The sequence below is a fragment of the Embleya sp. NPDC059237 genome (assembly GCF_042754105.1).
Taxonomy (GTDB): Bacteria; Actinomycetota; Actinomycetes; order Streptomycetales; family Streptomycetaceae; genus Embleya.
The window spans coordinates 379,397-396,092 of the sequence record NZ_JBHZAE010000008.1; the positions used below are offsets into that span (position 1 = coordinate 379,397).

The window sequence follows — 16,696 nt, forward strand, 5'->3', positions numbered from 1 at the left end:
CGGGGCCGGCCTAGCCTCGGCTCGGCTCGCCGGCGCGGTCGCCGCGTTCCAGGCGGTCGCGAGTGCCGAGGTCGGCCCGGTCGGCGGCGGCCTTGCCGTGCCGCCAGCCGTCGGCGTCCCGGCCGCGCAGGCGGTGCGTGGTGCGGGTGGGGAACATGCGCTCCGTGCTCTCCTTGACCGCGACCTCGCGGGCGGCCAGTGCCGGGAGCAGTCGGTTGTCGGAGGCCGCGTTCGCGTCCGCGACGGCCTCCTCCTCGGCGGCGGTCAGCCGTTCGCGGATCCGGTCGGCGTAGGCGATCAGGAACGACTGGCGGAAGGTCTTGGTGCGCCGGGCCCGGCCGGAGTCGTGCAGGTGCGAGCCGGCCCGGTTCATCGCGGCGGTGGCCTGGACCAGGAGCGAGGTGTACAACAACTCGACCGCGTCCAGGTCGGAGTCGAAGCCGACCACGGTGGAAAAGCCCAGCGCGCCGGACCAGATCGCCTGGCATCCGTTGGCGTCGGCGACCGCGTCGAGCAGCAGCGCCTTGGCGCCCTCGTACGGGTTGTCCACACCGATCCGGCAGGCGCCGGGGGTGTGTGCCGCGTCCGCGCCGACGCCGAGCAGTGCCTCGTCGATCCGGTGCCGGGTCATCAACTCCTGGGCCTTGGCCGTGAGGGCCTCGGCCTCCTCCGGGTATTCGGTCGACTCGGCCTTCGCCAACAGGGCGCGCACGCGGCCGAGTTGGCGCTCCTCGCCGGTCGCCGGGCGGGTCCGCTCCGGTTCCCGGAAGGTCGCGGCGGTGAGCGGTTCGATGGCGGGCAGCCGGGCGATCGAGCGGAGCAGTTCGAGCACGCGCGCGGCGGTGCCGAAGCGGTCCAGGCCCTCGCGGGCGCCCAATTCGGTGAGGTAGGCGTCGTCGGCGCTCCACCACGGGGTCGTCGCGTTCAGCTCGCGCACCTGGGCGGTCCAGCGGCGGCCGGTGCCCGCGTAGCCCCGGGCCTGCGCGGCGACCAGGTCGGCGGCGATCGGGGCGTGTCGCTCGCCCAGGTCGCGGGTGACCGCGCGGACCACGTCGGCGGGTTCCCAGCCGCGGCGGCGGCAGCCGTCGGCGGTGCGCTCGTACAGCGCGAGCACCGCGCGCGAGACGTCGGGCCAGTCGGCGGCGGAGGCCGCGAGCAGAGAGGCGCCGAGATCGATCGCGTCCGCCAGGGCGTCGTCGGACGCGCTCAGGACGGCATGGAATTGGGTTTCGACGAGCGTGGAGGACACCCGTCAAGGATTGCATTTCCGGCGCCCGAACGAGCCGGGCCCGGGTGTGGCCCCGTTCACGGCTGGGTTCACGGCCCCGTTCACGGCTGCGGGCGGGGCGGGGCGCTCAGGCGCGGGCGTAGCGGCTCGGCGCGGTGCCGACGGCGGCGGTGAAATCGCGGGTCAGGTGCGCCTGGTCGGCGTAGCCCAGGTCGGCCGCGAGCGCCGCCCAGTCGATGCCGGCACCGTGCTCGGCCCGCTCGGCGACCTCCTGGAGCCGGGCCCGGCGGAGCACCCACTTGGGGCCGACCCCGACGTATTCGGCGAACAGGCGCTGGAGCCGGCGGACCGGGACGCCGACCTCCTCGGCCAGGTCGTCGACCCGGAACAGGTTTGGGGCGGTGGTGATCCGCGCGACGATCGCGGCGGTCTCGGCCACCGCGGGATCGGTCGGGGTCGCCGGCAGCGCGCCGCGCAGCCAGGTCTCGGCGAGGGCGACCCGCTCCGGCTCGGCGGCGGCGCCCAGCACCCGCTCGCCGGCGGCCACGACCGTCGGGCCGAACAGGTCGACCGCGGGCACCACCCGATCGGTCAGCGTGGCCACGGGGGCGCCCAGGACCGGCCGGAAACCGCCCGCGCGGAACTTGATCCCGAACACGTGGCCGACCCCGCTCAGCTCCCGTTCGAAGATGTCGCGCACCACGCCGTAGACGGCCGGGAACGGCTGCTCGAAGACCACGTGCACGTTGGGGTGCGAGAGCACCTTCTGCCGGAAGGGCGCCCGCCCGCGCAGGTCCCAGTGCACGATCCAGTGGTGCTCGACGAACGGCGCCAGGTCGGCGGCCGGCTCGTAGAGGCTCACGCGGTGGCCGGGCGCGGCGTCGGCGCGCAGCACTCCACGTGGGCGGTAGGGAAGCCTCATCCGGCCACGGTAGCCGGCGCCGGTGACATCGGCTCGGGCTGTCGCGTTTGTTCAAGACCGGTCACGGGAGCGGGCCATAGCGTCGTTTCCATGAATATTCACCACCTGTTCGTCGAAGCAGCCGCCGAAGCCGACCGGATCGCCCACGGTGTCGCCCCCGCGCCCGCCGCCGGACCGACGCCGTGTACCGACTACGACCTGCGCGCGCTGATCAACCACTGGGTGGTGTACACCTCGCACGGCCTGGAGCATCGGGCGCTGCGTCGGGAGTTGCCCGAGGACCTGATCGCGCGCGACTTCGTCGCCGAGCCGGACTGGGCCGACGCTTACGCCGCGCAGCTGGGGCGGGGTGTGGCGGCCTGGGCCGATCCGGCGGTGTGGGAGGGCGAGATCGACTTCGGCGGGGGCGGCACGATGCCCGCGCCGGAGATCGCCGCGATGTTGCTCGCGGAGCTGGTCCTGCACGGCTGGGACGTGGCCCGGGCGACCGGGCAGGACTACCGGGCGTCGACCGAGTTGGGCGAGGGGATCGAGGCCGTCGTGGCGAAGTACGCGTCGATGTACCGCGAGTACTCCGGCTTCGCCGAGGAGGTGGCGGGCTTCGCGGACGCGAGCGCGTTCGAGCGGGCGCTGGCCGCCTCGGGGCGGGATCCGCGCTGGACGCCCTGACCGGGGTCGGGCGGGCGGAGGCGGGTCGGCTCGATTCCGCCGGTGACCGGGCGGGTCGTCGCGGCGTCGGGAAATCCGCGCGGGGGCGGATCGGCTGTGCCTATGGTGGCCGCCGACCTTCCGGAGGTATGCGTGGCAACGATGGCGACACTCGACGGCTTCGCGAGCACGGTCCGGCACAGCCCGGGGGCGCAGCTGCGGGCCGCGTTCGTGGCCGGGCGGGTCGACCGGGCCGCGGCGTGGTTGGGCGAGCGACTCGGGTTCGCGGCGCGGGTGCGGTTGTCGGTGGCGGACGCGGACGACTGGGATGCGGTGGCGACGGTGCCGCTGTACGGGACGCCGCAGGGGAGCGGGGACCACCTGCGGGTGGCCGCCGACGACGGCTGGTTCGGGGCACGGTTGTACGCGGGACTGCGGCCGCACCTGGGCGCCGGCACGGTGCGGCGGCTGCGCGAGGTGTACGGGGAACCGCTCGCGCTGCGGCCGTACTTCGACCTGGTGGCGGTGCACGAGCTGACCCACCTCTTCCAGGACCAGGTCTGGCCGGCGTATCCCGGCATGTGGATCGCCGAGCTGCACGCGAATCTGGCCATGGTCGGCTACGCGCACGAGGTCGAGCCGGATCTGCTGCCGGTCCTGCGGGCCTTCACCTCGACCGTGGACGAGCTGCCGGTCGAGGTCGCCCCGCTGCGCGAACTCGCGGACATGGAGCGCTCGTTCGAGCACGGAGCGGTCAACTTCGCGTGGTTCCACTTCGGGTTGACCCGGGCGGCCGAGGAGTTGTGGGCGGCCGGCGGCGCGGAGGTGTTGCGCGGGGTGTACGAGCACATCGGCGCCGGCGGTGGGGCCGAGCATCCGGCGCTGCGCGAGGTGGTGGCGGGGTGGCCGCGCCGGATGCGGGTGGGTGGTCGAGATTCGGCCGGCTCAGCCGGTCGAGGTGGTCAGCTCCGGGATCGTGGTCAGTTCGGTGCGGGAGACGATGCCGAGCTTGGGATAGGCCTTGTACAGGTGGTGTCCGACCGTGCGCGGGCTCAGGAACAACTGGGCGGCGATGTCGCGGTTGGACAGGCCCTGCGCGGCGAGCCGGGTGATCTGTAGCTCCTGCGGGGTGAGCAGGGCGAGTACGCCGGCGGGTCGCGGGCCGCGCGGGGTGGCGCTGCCGCCGATCGCGCCCAGTTCGGTACGGGCCCGATCGGCCCAGGAGCGGGCGTCGAGCCGGTCGAACTCGGCCAGGGCGGTACGCAGGCGGTCGCGCGCCTCGGTCTTGCGGCGCATGCGGCGCAGCCACTCCCCGTACAGCAGCGCGGTCCGGGCCCGCTCCAGCGGCTGGCGCTCGCCCTCGTGCCGGGCCAGCGCGGCGAGCCAGGACCGCTCCGCCTCCTCGTCGCCGGCGAGCAGCGCGCGGCAGCGCAGGACCAGGGCGTCGGCCCATGCGCGGCCGGCCCGGTGCGCCCAACGCTCGAAGCGGTCCAGCGGCTCGCGGGCCCGGTCGGGGTCGCCGGCGCGCACCGCGGCCTCGACGAGGTCGGGGACGGAGCGGGTCGCGCAGATGTGATGGCGCATCGGTTCGCGGGTGAGCTGTTCCAGCCGGTTGAGCGCCGCGTCGGGGCGACCCAGGCCCAGGTCGAGCAGGCCCAGCGCCCAGGCCGACCAGGGTGCGCCGGCGGGCATCGCGCTGCCGACGCCGCCGGTCAGCGCCGCGTCGGCGTGCCGGTGCGCCGCCTCCTCGTCGCCGGCGACGCCCGCGAGATAGGCCAGCACGCTCTCGAACTGGCTGATCCACTGCCGCTGTCCGGTGTCCTGGGCGATCCGCAGCGCCTCGGTCGCGGTGGCCAGCGCGTCGGTGTGCCGGCTCTCGAAGATCTCCGTCTCGGCCCGGAAGAACAGAATCGTGGGCAGTCGACCGATGCCGCCGTGTCGTCGGCTGTCGGCCGCGAGCACCGTCGCGAGGTCGTGCGCGTCGACGTCCTGCCCCAGGGTGAGCCCGACGCCGCAGGCGAGCAGGAGGGCGCCCTGATCGTCGCCGCCGAAGTCGTGGGCGACCCGGACCAGGTCGCCGAGCACCGGGCGCTCGGTGGTGTGCTCGTCGGCCGGGAAGGCGGCGGTCACGAATGCGGCGACCGGCGTCACCGGGGCCGTCGGCGGCAGCGTCAGTGCAGCCAACTCGTCGATGCTCTCCCGCAGTTGCCTCTCTCCCAGGTACCACGCGGTGTGCACGGACTGGAGCAACATCCGGGCCGCGCGCTCGGGGTCGGATCCGGCGGCGAGCGCGGCGCCCCGGCGCAGCAGCTCGTGTGCGCTGGGGAACGCCCCCTGCCAGAAGTCGGCCAGCGCATGGACGTGCAACAGCCGGGCCCGGACGGCATCGTCCGGGGCGCCGGTCAGCGCCCGTTCGGCGAACGTGCGGGCCCGGTCCGACTCGCCCGCCTCGGCGGCGGCCTCGGCGGCCAGGGTCAGCCGCCGGGTGCGGGCCGAGACGTCTTCGGTCAGTCGGGCGGCCCGCTCGTAGGCGAGCGCGGCGGCGAGGTGGCCGCTGCGCTCGCGGGCCCGCTCGCCGGTGCTCTCCAGGGCGGTCGCCGCCGCCTCGTCCACGCCGGTCGCGGCGGCGGCCAGGTGCCAGGCGCGGCGGTCCGCGTGGTCGGGCGCGGCGAACGCGGCTGCCAGCGCGCGATGCGCGGCCAGGCGCCGGTCGAGCGGGGCGCGCTGCTGTACCGCGGCGCGGATCAGCGGATGCCGAAAGCGCAGCCGGTCGTCGTCGACGACGATCAGCGACGCCTCCTCGGCGCCGGCCAGATCGGCCGCGCCCGCGCCGAACGCGGCGCCCGCGCGCAGCAGTACGCCCAGGTCGCCGGAGTCGTCGCACGCGGCGAGCAGCAGCAACATCCCGGTGCGCTCGTCGAGCCGGGTGACCCGGCCGTGGAAGGCGATCTGCAGCCGGCTGGTCAGCGGCAGCGCCCCCGGCCGCAGGGTGTCCCCGGCCTGTTCGCCGGCCAGTGACACGGGCAGTTCGAGCAGCGCGAGCGGGTTGCCCCGGGCCTCGGCGAGCACGCGGTGGCGGACGGCGGGACTCAGATCCTCCGCGTGGGTGTCCAGGAGCGCGCCCGCCTGCTCGGGCGGCAGCGGGGGCAGGTGCAGTTCGGGCAGGCCGGGGACGGGGAAGGCGTCGCGGTCGTCGCGCGCGGCGAGGATCAGCGCGATGCCCTCCGCGTACAGCCGCCGGGCGGCGAACACCAGTGCGTCGGCGGAGGCGCGGTCCAGCCATTGTGCGTCGTCGACGACGCACAGGAGCGGCCCGTCGCCGGCGTATTCGGAGAGCAGGGACAACACCGCGAGGCCGACGAACATCGGCTCCGAGCGTTCGCCGACCGCCAGGCCGAAGGCGGCTTCGAGGGCCTGGCGCTGCGGGTCGGGGAGCCGGTCGAGGCCGCCGAGCGCGGGGCGGAGCAGCAGGCTGAGCCCGGCGTACGGAAGTTCGGCCTCGTATTCGACGCCGGTGCCGCGGATCACCCGCAGGTCGGTGTCGGCGACCACCCGATCGAGGAGGGCGGTCTTGCCGATCCCGGGCTCGCCGCGGAGCACGAGCACGCCGCTGCGGCCCTCCTCGGCCGCGGCGAGCAGCTCCTTGATCGTGCCCAGCTCGGCGTCTCGTCCGTACAACATGCCGATGCGTCCCCCATGTCCGCCCGCTCCGTGGCCGGTCCGTCCGTCCGGGTGTGTGGTCGTCGATACCGGTACGGACCTACCGACTCCTGCGCGCCAAAGTACCTATGCGCGACCGATTCCCGTCGGTTCGGGGCTCCGTAGGTTCATGGGCAACGGAGCTCGCCGGAACCGCCGGAAGCCCGGAACACCCCACGAAGGACGGTCGCCATGACCACGAACATCGACTACACCGCCCTGGCCGAGCGCTACATCGCCGTGTGGAACGAGACCGACCCGGCCGCCCGGCGCAAGCTGGTCGAGGGGCTGTACACCGAGGACGCCGGGTACGTCGACCCGCTGGTGTCGGCCTTCGGGCACGACGCGATCGACGCGACGCTCGGCGCGGTGCAGAGCCAGTTCCCGAACCTGGTCTTCACCCTGGGCGGGGCCGTCGACGGGCACCACGACCTGGCGCGTTTCACGTGGAACCTCGGCCCGGCGGGCGCGGAGGCCATCGTGGTCGGCTTCGACGTGATCCACATCGCCGAGGACGGCCGGATCGCGCGGGTCAGTGGCTTCCTGGACAAGGTGCCGGCGGGGTTGTGAGTCGCCGCGTCGGACTCGGGGCCGGGCGACGGTAGCTCGGCCCCGCGGGTCTTCGTCTCTTCTTTCTTGCACGCCCTTTTCTTTTACGTCCTCTTCTTTGGAAGGAACCACCCATGTCCGCCACCACGACGGCCATCGTTCCCGACGCCGCGACATCGACGCCCCGGCAGTCGTGGGGCGCGCTGCTGGTCCTGCTCGCCGGGATCTTCATCACCACGCTGGACTTCTTCATCGTCAACGTCGCGATCCCCGCCACGCAGGAGGACCTGCACGCCACGCCGGCCGCGATCCAATGGGTGGTGGCGGGCTTCGGCCTCGCGGTTGCCGCCGGGCTGATCACCGCCGGTCGACTGGGCGACATCTACGGCAGACGGCGGATGTTCGCGATCGGCCTGGCCCTGTTCACCATCGCATCGGCCGGCTGCGGGCTGGCCGGGAACGCGGAGACGCTGATCGCGGCCCGGGTGGTGCAGGGCGCGGCGGCGGCGCTGCTGATGCCGCAGGTGCTGGGCATCGTCAATGTGCTCTACGTGGGCGAGCAGCGGGTCAAGGCGTTCACCGCGTACGGGCTGGCGATGGGCTTCGCGGGGGTGTTCGGTCAGCTGATCGGGGGCGCGCTGATCCAGGCCGATGTGTTCGGGCTCGACTGGCGCAGCATCTACTGGATCAACGTCCCGGTCGGGCTGGTCGCGCTGGTGCTGGTCCCGAGGGTGATTCCGGAGACGCGCGGCGGGGGCGGCACCCGGCTCGACCCGGTCGGCACCGTACTGGTCACGCTCGGCCTGGTCGCCGTGGTGTTGCCGTTGGTCCAGGGCCGGGAGCAGGGCTGGCCGCTGTGGACCTGGTTGTCGCTCGGCGTCGCCCCGCTGCTGCTCGGCGCGTTCACGCTGTACCAGCGCCGGCTCGCCGGGAACGCCGGCGCGCCGCTGGTGGATCCGGTGTTGTTCCGGGAGCGGCCGTTCTCGGTGGGCATCACGACGGCGCTGGTGTACGGGTTGGTGAACGCGGCGTTCTTCCTGATCCTGGCGCTGTACCTACAGCTGGGCCACGGGATGTCGGCGCTGGACTCGGGGCTGCTGTTCATCGCGCTCGGGGTCGGGTACTTCCTGTCCTCGGCGGTCTCGGGGCGGATCGCGGCGGGGCTGGGCCGGCAGGTGCTGGCGCTCGGCGCGCTGGTGCAGGGCGCGGGGCAGGTGGCGCTCGTGGAGACGGTGTCGAACACGCACGAGACGTTGTGGCTGATCCCGGGGCTCGCGCTGACCGGGTTCGGGATGGGGCTGGTGATGGGCCCGATGGCGGCGACGGTACTGGCCGGTATCGGGGCGCGGCATGCCGGTTCGGCGGCGGGCCTGCTGTCCACGGCGCAGCAGGTGGGCGGGGCGCTGGGGGTGGCCCTGGTGGGCATCGTCTTCTACGACACGCTGGGCGACGCGCCGACGGCGGACACCTTCGGGGACGCGTTCGTGAACGGGCTTTGGCTGCTGACGGCCTTCTGCGCGGTGGTCGCGGCGCTGGTGCAGCTGCTGCCGGGGCGGCGAGCGGGCTCGGGTGTGGTGGGTGAGGCGGTAGGCAGGTCGGAGGTGTTGGTCTGAGCTTCCCGGACCGAGGCTCCGGGCGGAAGACGAGCGGCGGGGGGGCCCCCCGGGGGCCCCCCCCCCCGCCGGGCCCCCCCCCCCCGCCCCCCCCCCCCCCCGGGGGGGGGCCCCCCCCGGGGGGGGGGGGCCCCCGGGGGGCCCCCCCCCCCGCTTCGGCGCATCCAGTGAAGGCCACGACCTCGAATCGTGTGGCGCAACGCGGCGTGGAGTCGGATGTACAAAATGTGTACGTACCCAGGGAGGCACAGAATCCGTCCTGGGGACCCGCAGGCCGTTGACCAGGGTTGGAGAGGGTGGAAGCGGTGGGCCGTCAGGGGATCGAACCCTGAACCCGCGGATTAAAAGTCCGCTGCTCTGCCAATTGAGCTAACGGCCCCGTCGGGCGTCCGGCGGTGATCCGCTTTTTGCCCACCGGCAGAGTACCGGTATCGGATCGAACATGCTGCGAGTATCCCCGGACACGCCGTGACCTGCGGGGATGTGGACTCGTACGGGCGGGAGCATGGGGCGCCGCGAAACGGTCGGAGTGTGCAAAATGGACGCACATGGCTGCCGTTCACCCTCCCGTCGGGCCCTCGGCGATGGCCATACCGTTACCGTCCGTGGTCGGTCCGGTCGGTCCGGTCGGTCCGGTCGGTCCCGTCGGTCCCGTCGGTCCCGTCGATCGGCCGGCGGACTCGCCGCCGTTCGACGACACGATCCGGGTCCCTACGCGTCGAGTAGGGCGCGCATTGTTTCGGCTGCCCGGGCGGCTGCGTCGGCACAACAATTGTTGAACAACACGTGTATCCGGTCGACGGTTTGGGCCAGCATGCGCACTCGGGGCACCCACTCGGCCAGTTCCGCGCTCGTATATGTGTGGCGGAACCGTTCTTCCTTCGACCCACTCCCCCAGGCCCGGTTGCGGCCGTGGAAGCGAACCACCGCCAGTTCGGGCGTGGTGGCCACGGCAACCGGGGGGATGGACGTGGGCAGCGACTGCACCGTGTCGACCGCCACCGCGGCGACTTCGAGGCGTTCGAGGAGAGCCGTCGTCGCGGCGCGATGTTCGTCCTGCCACCAGAGCGGATGCCGGAACTCGACGGCGAGCGGCCACCCTTGCGCCCGCTCGACGCAGTCGTGGAGGAAACGTGTGGCAGCCGGACCGGGCGCCAAGGACGGCGGGAACTGAAAGAGCAATGTGCCGAGACGTCCTGCCTCGCGCAACGGCAGCAGCGCCCCGCTGAACCGTTGCCAGACCTCGTCCGACAGACGATCGTCGACAGCGCCCGGGCGCACCCGTGGCGGCAGCAGCGACCGCAACTCCGCCAGCAACGAACCCGGCCTGGTGGGATGCCCGGTGAGCAGCGAGAACGCCTTGACGTCGAAGGTGAATCCGGCAGGCGTACGTTCCACCCACAGCAGGCTGTTGCGGGTGCTGGGCAACGCGTAGTAGGTCGCGTCCACCTCGACCACCGGGAACTGCCGGGCGTAGTGCCGAAGTCGGTGTTCCGCGTCCCGGCATTCGGCCGGATACCAACCACTGGAGACCAAGGCGGAGTCGGTCCACGAGCACGTGCCCACCGATATACGATCCATGGCCCACACGCCTACCCCGGTTCCCGGAACCTTCCGCACGGCACGGCAAGGCAAGGCAAGGCAACCCGAGATACCGCGTGCCCCGAGGCACCGGCAGCGCCGACAACGACGATCGGTCCGGGAGGGGTGCTCGCCCCCTCCCGGACCGATCGTCGGTGTAGCGCGGTCGGGTGGGTCTAGCCCGGTCGGACGGCCGCGTAGAACGGCATCGAGTCCAAGGGGGCCTCGGTCACGTTCTTGCCGGGGCGGGGGGCGTGGATGATCTTGCCGTTGCCGATGTACATGCCCACGTGCGAGTTGTCCGAGAAGTAGAACACCAGGTCGCCCGGCTTGAGCGCGTCCTTGGAGATCCGCGGGCCGTCGTTGACCTGGGTCCACGTGGTGCGGCTGAGCGAGACGTTGGCGGCTCGCCACGAGGCCTGGGTCAGGCCCGAGCAGTCGTACGAGTCGGGGCCCACGCCTCGCGGCGCGTACGGCTTGCCGATCTGGGCCCGCGCGAACGCGATCGCGGCCGCCGCCCGGCCGGACACGGGGACGTCCTTGCCCGTCGTCGGCGGCGGGTCCGTCTTGTCGCGCGAGCTGCGGTCGGTCTCGGTGCGCGAACCCGCGTCGTTCTTGTGCTCGTTCGAGTCGAGGACTTCCTTCTGCTGCTGCGCGGTGAGCGTGTTCAGCAGGCGCTGTGCCTCGGTGAGCTTGTTCTGGATCTCGCCCTTGTGCCGGTTCAGCTCGGTGCGCAGCTTCTCCAGTTCCGCGAGCTGCGAGGAGGCCTCGGTGCGGTCCTGCTGGAGAACTCGGGCCTGCGCCGCGATCTGCTTCAGCTTCGCGGCCTGCTGGCCGTCGAGCTGGGACAACATCTGCGACTTCTGCAGGTATCCCTCGGGGTCGCCGCTGAGCGCGAGCGAGAGCGAGGGCGGCAGACCACCGCTGCGGTACTGATTGGCCGCCAGGACACCGATCTGGTCGCGCAGCGTGTTGAGCGCGGCCTGTTCCTCGGTGATCCGGGCCTGGGTCTGGTTCGCGGTGCCCTGCTGCTTGGTGATCTGCTCGTCGACGCCGTTGGCGGCTTCGGTGGCCTTGATCGCCTCGCTGTGCAGCTGGTTGACGCGGTCCTTGGTCTGCTGGAACGACTGCGCGGGGTCCGCGCTCGCGGTGCCGGCGAAGGTCATCACACCGGTCATCGTCGCGGCGGCCGTGACCACGGTCGCGGCGGTACGCACGGCGGTGCGGGGCTTGGGCTTGCGGTGCTGCCCGGATCGACGCTGGGACGCCACTGGCGGCGGTCTCCTTCCTCGGCCGCCTACCGGGTTAGCTGACGGGTTCGGGCGGAAGAAGGCGCCCTACGGTGCCGGAGCACCGATTCACCCCAGGGACTGTGAAGGGTCCCCGGTTCCGGCTTCGTGTCGCGGCGACCGCGGTTGCCCACCGTCACCGAAACCCGTCACCGAATTCGGCGGAGGCGAACGTGTCGACCGGGTGGCCGACGTGGAGCCGCTCGCCTATCGCAGAACGATAGTCACAGGCGTGTCACGACCCTCACTCCGGGTCTCTGCATTGCCAAAACTTTACCAAGAGTTCCGTTTCACCCGTCGTCGTATCACAGGAAAAGCACTCGGAATCCCGAAAGTCGATCTTGGGCCGATTTGGCAACGATTGATGGCAAGGATCTGCCGTCCGACCTCCGCAAACGTCGCCGCACCCGCGAAATGGGCCGCCTACGGGGCTACCACGCGCCAGGCTCCGCTGTTTCGCCCGGCTTGCCTGTCCTTTTCGAACCGGGCATTCGCGAGGCCCGGCCGATCCGAGGCGAATACGCGACATCGAGCGACATCGAACAGGTGTGGGCAGACCCCGAACCCGGATTCGAAAATCGACCCCCGGTCCGGCGCCGCGCCCACTACCCCGACACCGACCGCCCCGCCGCCGCCACCGCCAGATCGCCTTCCGCTCCCACTCGCGCGTCGTACTCCGCCCGCGCCTCGGCGATGCGTTCCTGATGTTCCTCGGTCCAGGTGACCAGCGAGCGGATCGTGGTGTGCAGCGTGGTCCCCATCGGGGTGAGCGCGTAGTCCACCCGAGGCGGCACGACCGGATACACCGTGCGGCGCACCAGGCCGTCGCGTTCGAGCTGGCGCAGCGTCACGGTGAGCATGCGCTGGCTGATCCCGTCGATCTCCCGCCGCAACTCGGTGAAGCGCAACGTACGGCTCTCCAGGATCGCGATCACCAGAAGCGACCACTTGTCGGCGACCCGGTCGAGGATCTGCCGGACCTCGCACCCCTCGCGCACGTCCCACTGAAGGGCGTCGTAGTCCTCCTGGTTACTCGGGCAGGGGGTCGGTTCCTTCGAAGTGCCTTCTTCCATGGAAGTCGATGCTGCCGAAGGATGGGGTCGGTTACAAGAGGGAACCGGGTTCGTCCGAAGAACCGACCCCCGGTGCCCCGATCCCACCGCAATCCCACCCACCCGCGTCCCGAGGGGCTGTCGCATGTCCACATCCACGTCCGCACCCGGCAGCGCCACCGAATCCGCCCCCGAATCCGCCGCCGGCGACACCCCCGCCGGCCGCATGAGCCCCCGCGCCTGGGGCATGCTGCTCGTCCTCTGCGGCGCGATCTTCCTCGAGGGCATCGACATCGCGATGCTCAACGTCGCGCTGCCCACCATCCGCGAGGACCTTGGCATGTCCACCGGTGGCGTGAGCTGGGTGATGAGCGCGTACGTGCTCGCCTACGCCGGCTTCATGCTCCTCGGTGGCCGCACCGCCGATCTGCTCGGCCGGCGGCGGATGTTCCTCTTGTGGCTGAGCGTCTTCCTGGTCTTCTCCGGCCTGGGCGGATTCGCCACCGAGGGCTGGATGCTGATCGTGGCCCGCTTCGTGACCGGCGCCTCGGCTGCCTTCATGACCCCTGCCGGGCTGTCCATCATCACCACCGGCTTCCCGGAGGGGCCGCAGCGCAACCGGGCACTGCTCTTCTACGCGGGCACCGCCGCGGGCGGCTTCTCGCTCGGCCTGGTGATCGGCGGACTGCTGACGGCGATCGACTGGCGGCTGGTGTTCTTCGTACCGGTCGCGCTCGCCGCGGTGATCCTGACGGCGGCGTCGGCGCTGATCCCCCGGGACGAGCGGCCCGAGGCCGGCGGGGGCTTCGACCTCGTCGGGGCGATCAGCGTGACCGGTTCGATGTTGCTGCTGGTCTACGGCGTGGTCCGGCTCGAACACCCCGCCGACGGCCCGGGCTGGACGATCGTGGTCTTCGCGGGCGGGCTCGCCCTTCTGCTCGCCTTCGTGGCCGTCGAACGACGCGCGGCGAATCCGCTGGTACGCCTCGGCATCCTGCGCTCGGGCGCGCTGGTCCGGGCGAACCTGGGCGCGATGTTGTTCGCGGGCTCGTTCTTCGGCTTCCAGTTCATCGCGGTCTTCTACCTCCAGGAGATCCGCGGCTGGTCGACCCTGGAGACCAGTTTCGCGCTGCTCGCGGTCGGGGCGGACGCGGTACTCGCGCCGACGCTGACACCGAGGCTGGTGGAGCGCTTCGGGAACCTGCGGGTGATCCTCGGCGGGATGGTGGCCGCCGCCGCGGCGTACGCGCTGTTCCTGTCGATCGACGGCGACACCTCCTACGTGGCGATGTTCCCGACGATGCTGCTGCTCGGTCTGGCCTTCGCGCTGGCGTACGGCCCGCTCACCATCGCCGCGACCGACGGTATCGACGAGGACGAACAGGGCCTGGCCGGCGGACTCCTGTACACCGCCTTCCAGTTCGGCGCGGCGCTGGGCCTGTCGACGGTCACCGCGGTACTGGCCGGTGCGGGCGGCTCCGAGCTGGACGGCTTCCGGACGGCGCTCATCGTGCCGCTGGTCGGGGTGGCGCTGGGCGCGGCGGTGACCGTGTTCGGACTGCGCGGGCGACGGGCGGCGGCCTAGCCGAGTCGCCCCACAGCCGACGAAGCCGCTCGCCGATGCGCGAGCGGCTTCGTCGAATCGGGACTCAGGCCCCGCCCGAGCCCGCCCCCGAACCGGTACCGGCCGCCACCGTCGCGGCGGAGCCCTGTGTCGGCACCCGGCCCGACGTTCCCGGACCCGACGCCAGAACGGCCGTACTCCCGTGCGGCTTCGCCCGCCGCACCCCGATCGTCAGCACCGTGATCACGGCGGCCGCGAACATGCCCACCCCCGCGATCGTCATGCAGACGTGCATCGCGTCCACGAAACTGTCGCCGATCGCGCCGAGCGCCCTGCCCGTGGGCTCGGGAGCCAGACCCAGATGGCCGGCCGCCGACAATCCCTCGTCCGATACGGCCGCGCGCACGTGTTCGCGGTCGGCGTCGGCCAGCCCGGAGTCGGCCAGGTGCCCCGGCAGTCCCGCGCTGATCCGGCTGGTCAATACCGCGCCCAGGACCGCCGGGCCGAGCGCGCCGCCAAGTTGGCGCAGCGTGTTGTTGCCCGCGCTCGCCATGCCGGCCAGGTGGTGCGGGACACTGCTCACCGCGATCGAGGTGATCGGCGTCATGACGAAGGCGAAGCCGATACCGATCACCGCCAACGGGGCGATCAGCGCGGCGAATCCGGTGTCCTTGTCCAGCGTGTTCAGGGCCAGCATGCCGATCCCGGTGAGCACCAGGCCGCCGGTCAGCAGCAGGCCCGGGGCGATCCGCCCGACCAGCCGGCCGACCACCGGGCCGAACACCACGCCGAGACCGTTGACGAGCAGGAAGCGGTAGGCGATCTCGAGGGCGCTCAGGTGCTGGACGTTGCCGAAGAACAGGCTGAGCGAGAAGACGATCCCGACCAGGCCGAACATGGTCAGCATGGTCACCACGCCGGCGCCGCTGAAGGCCCGGGAGGAGAACAGGTCCAGCGACAACATCGGCGTCGCCGAACGGCGCTCGACCCACACGAACGCCACCAGGCCCAGCACCGCGAGCGCGAACGCGGCCAGGACCGGACCGTGCGTCCAGCCGCTGGTGCCGCCCTCGATCACGCCGTAGATCAGGCCGGAGATCGCCACGATCGCGGTGAGCTGACCGGGGACGTCGATTGCCCGGCCGTGCGCCGAGCGCGAGTCCTCCAGGAGCGCCGCCGCAATCACCGCGCCGATCAGGCAGATCAGTACCGTCGGCGCGAAGACCCAGCGCCAGGAGGCGTGTTCCAGGATCGTCCCGCTCACCAGCGGGCCCAGGGACATACCCAGGCCCAGGGACGCGGCCCACGCGGATATCGCCTTGGCCCGGGCCCGGAAGTCGGGGTAGGCGTGGCTGATCAGCGCCAGGCTGGAGGTGAGCAGGGCCGCGCCGCCCGCGCCGGAGAGGGCCTGGCCCACCCAGACCTGGGCCACGCTGTGCGCGGTCAGGTTGACGGTCGCGCCGACGGCGAGCAGGCCGAGCCCGGCCAGGAACGCCTTCTTGCGCCCGTACAGGTCGCCGATCAGGCCGAAAGTCAGGATCAGCGCCGCCATCGGCAGGATGAAGAAGTCGCTGATCCACTGGAGATCGCTCGTGGACGCGCCGAGCCCGCGCTGGATGGTCGGCAGGGACACCGCGACCCCGCCGATGGGCACGTACGAGGCGAAGACCCCGAGGCAGGCGAGCACCACGGTGAGCGCCGGCCGGGCCACGGCCCCGGTCGGCGGCGGACTCGTTGCGGACGGGGTGGACTGCGGGGTCGTGGACATGGTGAGACAGCCTTCCAAGTAATCGAAGGCTGTCAAGTTATCAGAAGCCTGCGAACTTGTATGCATACTTAGAACATGCATGCCTCCTGCGAATATGCGCGTCGTCTGGGAACATGCACCTCACCTGCGAATATGTACGTCGACGTGGCCCGGCCGGGGGACGGACGTGCCCTACGGTGACCGGTGAGGCACCCACGGGGTGCGGACCCCGGCACCCCCGGCCGTACGAAGAAGGGAAACGTGTGATGCCCGCCCACCGGGAAGTCGCCGCCGCCGCGTGGAGCGAGCAGCTGCCCCATCTGCTCTGGCGCGCCCAGCAGTCGGTACAGCGACTGCTCAACGAGCGCCTGGAAGGCATCGGCGTCTCGATCAACCAGCTGGGCCTGGCCGGTCGGCTCGACGAGAACGGCGCGTTGTCCGCCGCCGACCTCGCCCGCGCGCACCACATCACCCCCCAGAGCGTGACCACCGCGATGCTGGCGCTGGAACGTGTCGGCTGGATCGTCCGCCGCCCCCACCCGGTACACAAGCGGGTGGTCCTTCTGGAACTGACCGAACTCGGCAGCGCCGGCGTCGCCGAGGGCCGGCGTGTGGTCAAGGACGTCGACGGCATGATCAGCCGGACGATCGGCCCCGAGGCGGCCGAGGTGTTCGCCGAGAACCTGCGCATGCTCAGCGCGATCATCGACGGCCCGGACGTCCCGGCGGGCCGAATGTGGCCGGAACCGCCGCACTGAGAAGGGGGTGGGCGACCCGGGCCGCCGCGCCCACCGCGGCTCACCC

General features: G+C 72.0%; 12 protein-coding genes, 1 tRNA gene and 1 riboswitch. Of the genes, 5 read left to right on the top strand and 8 right to left on the bottom strand.

From position 1 onward, the window contains the following. Positions 1 to 10 precede the first annotated feature (10 nt). Both ACFXKZ_RS26535 and ACFXKZ_RS26540 read right to left on the bottom strand, forming a co-directional pair. Positions 11 to 1,249: a DUF2786 domain-containing protein gene (locus ACFXKZ_RS26535; protein WP_380003476.1), complete on the bottom strand. Its 1,239-nt coding sequence runs from the start codon at positions 1,247 to 1,249 to the stop codon at positions 11 to 13. Between the two features lie 106 nt (positions 1,250 to 1,355). Next, positions 1,356 to 2,150 carry a DUF6597 domain-containing transcriptional factor gene (locus ACFXKZ_RS26540; RefSeq protein WP_380003477.1) on the bottom strand — a complete coding sequence of 265 codons (795 nt, stop codon included), beginning with the start codon at positions 2,148 to 2,150 and terminating at the stop codon, positions 1,356 to 1,358. A 90-nt stretch (positions 2,151 to 2,240) separates the two neighbouring features. Here ACFXKZ_RS26540 and ACFXKZ_RS26545 point away from each other — a divergent pair, with 90 nt between their 5' ends. Next, positions 2,241 to 2,819 (top strand): TIGR03086 family metal-binding protein, encoded by a 579-nt coding sequence (locus ACFXKZ_RS26545; RefSeq protein WP_380003478.1) that lies wholly within the window; start codon positions 2,241 to 2,243, stop codon positions 2,817 to 2,819. Between the two features lie 924 nt (positions 2,820 to 3,743). Here ACFXKZ_RS26545 and ACFXKZ_RS26550 read toward each other — a convergent pair. Then, a complete protein-coding gene (locus ACFXKZ_RS26550) occupies positions 3,744 to 6,479 on the bottom strand; it encodes an ATP-binding protein (protein WP_380003479.1) in 2,736 nt (911 codons plus the stop codon). A gap of 210 nt (positions 6,480 to 6,689) precedes the next feature. Here ACFXKZ_RS26550 and ACFXKZ_RS26555 point away from each other — a divergent pair, with 210 nt between their 5' ends. Then, complete coding sequence (locus ACFXKZ_RS26555; protein ID WP_380003480.1) at positions 6,690 to 7,067, top strand: nuclear transport factor 2 family protein; 378 nt, start codon at positions 6,690 to 6,692, stop codon at positions 7,065 to 7,067. 113 nt (positions 7,068 to 7,180) lie between these two features. Further along, positions 7,181 to 8,659 (top strand): MFS transporter, encoded by a 1,479-nt coding sequence (locus ACFXKZ_RS26560; RefSeq protein WP_380003481.1) that lies wholly within the window; start codon positions 7,181 to 7,183, stop codon positions 8,657 to 8,659. Between the two features lie 306 nt (positions 8,660 to 8,965). On the opposite strand, the gene ACFXKZ_RS26565 is transcribed toward ACFXKZ_RS26560, so the two are convergent. From ACFXKZ_RS26565 to ACFXKZ_RS26580, 4 genes are all read right to left on the bottom strand, one after another. Then, a tRNA-Lys gene (locus ACFXKZ_RS26565) sits at positions 8,966 to 9,038 on the bottom strand. A gap of 332 nt (positions 9,039 to 9,370) precedes the next feature. Further along, positions 9,371 to 10,240, bottom strand: coding sequence for a DUF72 domain-containing protein (locus ACFXKZ_RS26570; RefSeq protein ID WP_380003482.1), 870 nt, complete (start codon positions 10,238 to 10,240; stop codon positions 9,371 to 9,373). Positions 10,241 to 10,416: 176 nt separating this feature from the next. Continuing rightward, on the bottom strand, positions 10,417 to 11,511 hold the full coding sequence (locus tag ACFXKZ_RS26575) for an NlpC/P60 family protein (protein ID WP_380003483.1): 1,095 nt from the start codon (positions 11,509 to 11,511) through the stop codon (positions 10,417 to 10,419). Positions 11,512 to 11,519: 8 nt separating this feature from the next. After that, positions 11,520 to 11,658: riboswitch (cyclic di-AMP (ydaO/yuaA leader) on the bottom strand. A 476-nt stretch (positions 11,659 to 12,134) separates the two neighbouring features. Beyond that, a complete protein-coding gene (locus tag ACFXKZ_RS26580) occupies positions 12,135 to 12,602 on the bottom strand; it encodes a winged helix-turn-helix transcriptional regulator (RefSeq protein WP_380003484.1) in 468 nt (155 codons plus the stop codon). 205 nt (positions 12,603 to 12,807) lie between these two features. Between ACFXKZ_RS26580 and ACFXKZ_RS26585 the strand changes: the two genes are divergently transcribed. Then, positions 12,808 to 14,166, top strand: coding sequence for an MFS transporter (locus ACFXKZ_RS26585; protein WP_380003540.1), 1,359 nt, complete (start codon positions 12,808 to 12,810; stop codon positions 14,164 to 14,166). Positions 14,167 to 14,230: 64 nt separating this feature from the next. On the opposite strand, the gene ACFXKZ_RS26590 is transcribed toward ACFXKZ_RS26585, so the two are convergent. Further along, complete coding sequence (locus ACFXKZ_RS26590; RefSeq protein WP_380003485.1) at positions 14,231 to 15,913, bottom strand: MFS transporter; 1,683 nt, start codon at positions 15,911 to 15,913, stop codon at positions 14,231 to 14,233. 245 nt (positions 15,914 to 16,158) lie between these two features. Between ACFXKZ_RS26590 and ACFXKZ_RS26595 the strand changes: the two genes are divergently transcribed. After that, positions 16,159 to 16,650 carry a MarR family winged helix-turn-helix transcriptional regulator gene (locus ACFXKZ_RS26595; protein WP_380003486.1) on the top strand — a complete coding sequence of 164 codons (492 nt, stop codon included), beginning with the start codon at positions 16,159 to 16,161 and terminating at the stop codon, positions 16,648 to 16,650. Positions 16,651 to 16,696: the final 46 nt, after the last annotated feature.

Coding starts and splice junctions, on each gene's coding strand:
- ACFXKZ_RS26540 (WP_380003477.1), bottom strand. CDS start 2,150: ATGAGGCTTCCCTACCGCCCACGTGGAGTGCTGCGCGCCGACGCCGCG.
- ACFXKZ_RS26545 (WP_380003478.1), top strand. CDS start 2,241: ATGAATATTCACCACCTGTTCGTCGAAGCAGCCGCCGAAGCCGACCGG.
- ACFXKZ_RS26550 (WP_380003479.1), bottom strand. CDS start 6,479: ATGTTGTACGGACGAGACGCCGAGCTGGGCACGATCAAGGAGCTGCTC.
- ACFXKZ_RS26555 (WP_380003480.1), top strand. CDS start 6,690: ATGACCACGAACATCGACTACACCGCCCTGGCCGAGCGCTACATCGCC.
- ACFXKZ_RS26560 (WP_380003481.1), top strand. CDS start 7,181: ATGTCCGCCACCACGACGGCCATCGTTCCCGACGCCGCGACATCGACG.
- ACFXKZ_RS26570 (WP_380003482.1), bottom strand. CDS start 10,240: ATGGATCGTATATCGGTGGGCACGTGCTCGTGGACCGACTCCGCCTTG.
- ACFXKZ_RS26580 (WP_380003484.1), bottom strand. CDS start 12,602: ATGGAAGAAGGCACTTCGAAGGAACCGACCCCCTGCCCGAGTAACCAG.
- ACFXKZ_RS26585 (WP_380003540.1), top strand. CDS start 12,808: ATGAGCCCCCGCGCCTGGGGCATGCTGCTCGTCCTCTGCGGCGCGATC.
- ACFXKZ_RS26590 (WP_380003485.1), bottom strand. CDS start 15,913: ATGTCCACGACCCCGCAGTCCACCCCGTCCGCAACGAGTCCGCCGCCG.
- ACFXKZ_RS26595 (WP_380003486.1), top strand. CDS start 16,159: ATGCCCGCCCACCGGGAAGTCGCCGCCGCCGCGTGGAGCGAGCAGCTG.